At 31.3% G+C, this 5,150-nt stretch carries 8 protein-coding genes; 5 read left to right on the top strand and 3 right to left on the bottom strand.

Annotated features, from left to right (window positions below; all coding sequences use genetic code 11):
* The first annotated feature begins 70 nt into the window (after positions 1 to 70).
* From ACI3VO_RS05610 to ACI3VO_RS05590, 5 genes are read left to right on the top strand one after another with little or no spacing between them, the layout of a single operon-like run.
* The gene (locus ACI3VO_RS05610) at positions 71 to 595 is read left to right on the top strand and encodes a GNAT family N-acetyltransferase (protein ID WP_439756968.1); all 525 of its coding nucleotides are present in this window, start codon (positions 71 to 73) and stop codon (positions 593 to 595) included.
* Positions 596 to 620: 25 nt separating this feature from the next.
* The gene (locus ACI3VO_RS05605) at positions 621 to 1,073 is read left to right on the top strand and encodes a GNAT family N-acetyltransferase (protein ID WP_439756967.1); all 453 of its coding nucleotides are present in this window, start codon (positions 621 to 623) and stop codon (positions 1,071 to 1,073) included.
* An 11-nt stretch (positions 1,074 to 1,084) separates the two neighbouring features.
* Complete coding sequence (locus ACI3VO_RS05600; RefSeq protein ID WP_439756966.1) at positions 1,085 to 1,834, top strand: class I SAM-dependent methyltransferase; 750 nt, start codon at positions 1,085 to 1,087, stop codon at positions 1,832 to 1,834.
* A 21-nt stretch (positions 1,835 to 1,855) separates the two neighbouring features.
* Positions 1,856 to 2,566 carry a flavodoxin family protein gene (locus ACI3VO_RS05595; RefSeq protein ID WP_439756965.1) on the top strand — a complete coding sequence of 237 codons (711 nt, stop codon included), beginning with the start codon at positions 1,856 to 1,858 and terminating at the stop codon, positions 2,564 to 2,566.
* Positions 2,567 to 2,568: 2 nt separating this feature from the next.
* The gene (locus ACI3VO_RS05590) at positions 2,569 to 3,066 is read left to right on the top strand and encodes a GNAT family N-acetyltransferase (protein WP_439756964.1); all 498 of its coding nucleotides are present in this window, start codon (positions 2,569 to 2,571) and stop codon (positions 3,064 to 3,066) included.
* Between the two features lie 45 nt (positions 3,067 to 3,111).
* Here the strand turns inward: ACI3VO_RS05590 and ACI3VO_RS05585 are convergent, their stop codons facing one another.
* From ACI3VO_RS05585 to ACI3VO_RS05575, 3 genes are all read right to left on the bottom strand, one after another.
* Positions 3,112 to 3,957 carry a MerR family transcriptional regulator gene (locus tag ACI3VO_RS05585; protein ID WP_439756963.1) on the bottom strand — a complete coding sequence of 282 codons (846 nt, stop codon included), beginning with the start codon at positions 3,955 to 3,957 and terminating at the stop codon, positions 3,112 to 3,114.
* Positions 3,958 to 4,013: 56 nt separating this feature from the next.
* Positions 4,014 to 4,661 (bottom strand): CatA-like O-acetyltransferase, encoded by a 648-nt coding sequence (locus ACI3VO_RS05580; protein ID WP_439756962.1) that lies wholly within the window; start codon positions 4,659 to 4,661, stop codon positions 4,014 to 4,016.
* A 104-nt stretch (positions 4,662 to 4,765) separates the two neighbouring features.
* On the bottom strand, positions 4,766 to 5,150 hold a 385-nt coding region (locus ACI3VO_RS05575; protein ID WP_439756961.1), incomplete at its 5' end, for a helix-turn-helix domain-containing protein.

Genomic DNA, 5,150 nt, shown 5'->3' with positions numbered 1-5,150 from the left:
TAAAAGACTTCATTTCTAATAGTTAAAGTCCTATTATTAAATTAGGAGAAGGTTTATTAGGGGGTGCATTATGGAAAAATTAATACTTGTAAAGCCGACTGTAGATATAAAGCAAAAGGCATTAGATTATAGAAATGAGTTTTTTGAAATTGGAGAAAACGTTATAAATGGTAGTGCATTATTAGATGAGCTTGAATATGAAGAATGGCTCAAATTAACAGAGCAAAATTCAAGTAAGAACACAGTTCGCTCTGATTGGGTAGAAGCGAGTACTTTTTTCGTAGTCAGAGAATCAGACAATAAGATTGTCGGAATGGTAGATATACGCCATCGTTTGAATAAATTCTTGGCTTCATATGGAGGACATATAGGGTACAGTGTCAGACCGTCTGAGAGAAAAAAGGGCTATGGAACTCAAATATTGAAGATGGCAGTTGAATACGCCAAATCAATAAATATAGATCATGTTATGCTAGCATGCTATAAAGAAAATGAAGCATCTAGGAAAATTATTCTAAAATGTGGAGGAGATTTAGAGAAGGAATTTATTCATACGGATGGAAAGGTAGTACAGGTTTATTGGATAGATAATTAAAGGAAGATATTAAGGTGGTGATGTAGTGAATACACAAAAAATTGATATTAGAAAATTAAGCAATTTAGAGATAGAAGGTGCATTAGATTTAGTTTGGCAGGTTTTTCTGAAATTTGAAGCACCCGAATATCCTCAAGAGGGTGTTGATGAATTTAAAAATTTTATTTCAGATAAGAATGAAATAGCTAAATTAGTATTTTATGGAGCATTTATTGAAAATAAAATAGTCGGTGTTTTAGCTATGAGAGAGAAACATATAAGTTTGTTTTTTGTAGATGAGAAATATCATAAAAATGGTATCGGCAAAAAGCTTTTTTTACATACCTTAGAAGAATATAAAGGTGCAGATATTACAGTAAATTCTTCGCCATACGCTAGATGTATATATGGGAAATTAGGTTTTGTTGAAACTAGTGAAGAGCAAATTACGAACGGGATAAGATATATTCCGATGATTTATAAATCAAATAGAAAATAGGATGTGGTTTTATGAAATGGGACTCAACATTATACGATAATAAACATAGCTTTGTTGCTGAATATGGGAAGGGATTATTAGAGTTTGTACCTGTAGATAAAGAGCAACGAATTTTAGACCTTGGATGTGGAACAGGTGTATTGACAGAGCAGTTGTTGAAATATGCAGGATATGTTCTAGGAGTTGATGGTTCAGAGGATATGGTTGCAAAGGCCAAAGAAAATTATCCTGACATAGATTTTGAAGTGAACGATGCACTTAAGCTTCCTTATTCAAATGAGTGGGATGTCGTCTTTTCTAATGCAGTATTTCATTGGATTTCAGATCATGATTTATTATTAAAAAATATTTATAATTCACTAAAGCCTTCAGGAAAGTTAATTTGTGAATTTGGTGGACCTGATAATATTTTAATTGTAGAAGCAGGGTTTACCAATGTACTTAAGGAATTTGGATATTCTTATAAGAGTAAATTTAATTTTCCTACAGTAGATGAATTTTCTAGATTGCTTGAAAAGAATGGATTTATAATAGATAAAATTTACGACTTTGATAGACCTACACCTTTACAAGATGGCGAAAATGGATTGGCGAATTGGGCAAAACAATTTTTGAAAACTGAGCTAGAGGAATTTTCTGAAGAACAACAAAATCAAATTTTGAAAAACTTCGAATCAAGGGTAAGGGATAAATTATGGAATGGTAAAGAATGGAGTATAGATTATAGAAGATTAAGAGTTGTAGCTCATGTTGAAAAATAAGTATTTAAATGGAGGGGAATGATGAAGATAACAGTTATTCACGGTCAATCTCATAAAGGTGTGACATATAAGATGACACACACAGTTTTAGAGTTTTTGATGAGCTCGGAAGATGAACTAAAAGAATTTTTTTTGCCAAAGGATGGTCCAGGGTTTTGTGTAGGTTGCAATAATTGCTTTCTAAAAGGGGAAGAACATTGTCCTGGGGCTGATAAAGTGCAGCCAATTATTAAGTCAATGGAGGAAGCAGATGTAATTATATTAGACTCACCTAACTATGTAATGGAAATGAGTGGAGGAATGAAAAATTTAATGGATCACTTTGCATACCGATGGATTACACATAGACCTCATGGAAAAATGTTTACAAAGGTTGGAATAACAATAAGTTCATCTGCAGGTGCACTTGCGAATCACACTGTACGTTCCATGGCAAAACAATTGAAATGGATGGGTGTTCCAAAGGTTTATACGTTTCCACTTATAAGTAATGCTATGGGAGTAAACGATTTAAATGAGAAAAAAGAACAACAAATAAAAAGTAAAGCACAAAAGGTTGCATCTAAAGTCAAAAAAAGAGTTCAAAATCCTCATGCAAGCTTGCGCTCTAAAATAATGTTCTCTATATTTAGAAAAATGCAATCTTCACCAGATGCCGGTTGGAATCCAACTGATAGAGATTGGTGGATAAATAATGGCTGGACTAAAGATATTCGACCTTGGAGGAAATAATCATGCAAATATACTTAATAAATAATAAAAGTGAAGAAATAAAACAAATAAGCAAAATATACATAGACAGTTGGAAGATTACATATGATGGCTTTGTATCAGATTCATATCTTAAATCCTTGAATTACTATGATGCGGAGAAAAAGTGGACAGAATTTTTAAGTGATACGAAGAACTTCATATTTGTATCTAAGGAAAATAATCAGGTAATAGGGTTTGTAGCTGGATGTATCGATGAAAAAAACTCTGAAGGGGAACTTTACGCATTATATGTAAATCCAACTCTCAAGAATACTGGGATAGGAAGTAAGCTTCTAGACAAATTTTTTGAGTATATGAAAGAAAACCATATGACCAGTGTAATTGTATGGGCTATGTCAAAAAATAAGAAGGCGATATCTTACTATAAGCATAAGGGCGCTGTTGAGTATAATTATAGGATGAATAATTTTGCTGGAGAAGTAGTAGAAGATACTGCATTGATTTGGAGAGAAATTTAAAATAAGGGGTTACCGCAAAATGATTTTTGTGATAATCCCTTATATTTATACTCCATAATAATATCTAATGGAATGACCAATGTATTGTGTAATTCCATACCCATATTGTTTATCAGTTTCTTTTGTCAAAACAGGATTAGAATTATCTAAATAATCCTTTGCTACTTTTAATAGTAAATATCTTGCATTATCGATTTTAAACATTTTCTTGTAGTTTTCTGACAGTCGCTTGACAGCATTTTGTGCTAAATCGGAATCATTTTTTTGTTTTGCTAAAGCAAACTGTTTATAAGTTTCATCTATTTCAATTTGTTGCTCTTCAAAACAAGCTCTATTATCCGTTTCATGCAACATAGCTTTTAGTGCTTTATCTTTGCTTCCGTACATTTTAATGATGTGTGAACTCATTTTTTCATCTGCTAGATTTTTTTCTAGAAGGTTGCGGTATGCTTCGATACTTCCAAATTGCTTAGCTATTTTTTCGAGAGTATTGCTTTCTATTAAACTAATAGAGTGATCGACTATCATTTTAACATCTTCATCATTGAGTAATTCGAAGTTCATATTATTTACTCCATCGATTACATTTTCGATTAACTCAATAGTTCGATTAATATGATTTCGTTTTTGTTCTAGTAAAGATTTTTGATTCAATAATGCTTGTTTTCTATTATAATTTGGATTTTCCAAAATTGTTTTTATATCGGATAATGGAATCTCTAATTCCTTGAAAAAAATAATTTCTTGTAACCTTGCTAATGCCTCGTTGTCATATAATCGATAACCTGTCTTTGTTAATTGAGTAGGCTTTAGCAATCCTATTTCATCGTAATATCTCAGTGTTCTGATGCTTATACCTGTTATCTCTGAAACATCTTTTACAGTTTTCATAGAATCCCTCCTCTTGGTTTAATCCTAAACCGTTACGTTACGAGAGAGTCAATATTTTATTTGCAAAAGTCATTTAATGTTTTTTGTAGAGAATTAAAAAATAACCCAACATGATATCCATCGCATACAGCATGAGCCGCTGTTAGAGTACAAGGCATAAGAATCTTACCGTCCTTTTCTTCATACTTTCCAATTGTGACAATCGGAAAATATTTAAGTTGACCGTTTATAACATTAGTACCATATCCAGTAAAATTAACCCAAGGCACACATGATACACAATAAAAATTAGCCGGTTGACCTGGCTTAACCTTTACACCTTTTATATCCTTGTAATAGTTCATATCATCAGTAATTTCTCTGTAAAAAGCTTGAAAATCGTCATCGAAGTCAGTCCAGCAATCTGAAAATGTCTTGTCGTCCTTATGAAAAATTGTGTAATTAGGAACAAGATAATCCCATACACATAAATCTCCCTGTTCATCCTCAAACATTTTGAAATTTTCTAGATTATTTAGAGTTTTAGTTAAGCAATAAATAAATGTCGCATAAAACTTGATATCTTTGCTGTGACAGTAGTCGAGAAATTTTGTAACATCTATGTTTGCTGTCATACTGTAGCCTACCTTTAATTTTTCCTTATAATAAAGATAGTGATCCTTGCGTTCCCAATGCTCTATATCTACTTTTTTGTAATTTGCCATTATAATCACCTCAAATTTTTATTTGTTTGGTGAATTTTACTAAAAAACACCTCTTGATATTAGTGTAACAAATCAATTTATAGAAGGCAAATATGGAATAAAATTTAATATTTATTGGAAATTCTATAGGAAAAAGGAGTTTTTCCAGTGAATTTCTTAAAAACAGTACTATAATAATTTTGATTATTAAATCCAACAGCGAGTGCTATATCTAATATACTTAAATCCGTATCTAGCAGAAATTTTTTACTCTTTTCTATGCGAAAATGATTTAAAAAATGAGAAAAAGTATATCCAGTAGTAGCTTTAAAAATACTACAAAAATAGCTTTTATTAATATTTAAATGTTCACATACATCGTCAATATTTATATTTTGATCGTAGTTATCGTGAACGTATTCGATGGATTTTTTTATATGCAAATTAAAGGATTTAACATACCATTGCCAACATTTCTTATCTTCAACCAAACAACCAGTTGAAGGGTAA

Origin of the sequence: Intestinibacter sp., from assembly GCF_051866655.1 — a bacterium.
GTDB lineage: Bacteria > Bacillota > Clostridia > Peptostreptococcales > Peptostreptococcaceae > Intestinibacter.
The sequence above is the reverse complement of the archived record's forward strand: the minus strand, read 5'-3'. Positions and strand labels throughout refer to the sequence as shown.

Coding starts and splice junctions, on each gene's coding strand:
- ACI3VO_RS05610 (WP_439756968.1), top strand. CDS start 71: ATGGAAAAATTAATACTTGTAAAGCCGACTGTAGATATAAAGCAAAAG.
- ACI3VO_RS05600 (WP_439756966.1), top strand. CDS start 1,085: ATGAAATGGGACTCAACATTATACGATAATAAACATAGCTTTGTTGCT.
- ACI3VO_RS05595 (WP_439756965.1), top strand. CDS start 1,856: ATGAAGATAACAGTTATTCACGGTCAATCTCATAAAGGTGTGACATAT.
- ACI3VO_RS05590 (WP_439756964.1), top strand. CDS start 2,569: ATGCAAATATACTTAATAAATAATAAAAGTGAAGAAATAAAACAAATA.
- ACI3VO_RS05585 (WP_439756963.1), bottom strand. CDS start 3,957: ATGAAAACTGTAAAAGATGTTTCAGAGATAACAGGTATAAGCATCAGA.
- ACI3VO_RS05580 (WP_439756962.1), bottom strand. CDS start 4,661: ATGGCAAATTACAAAAAAGTAGATATAGAGCATTGGGAACGCAAGGAT.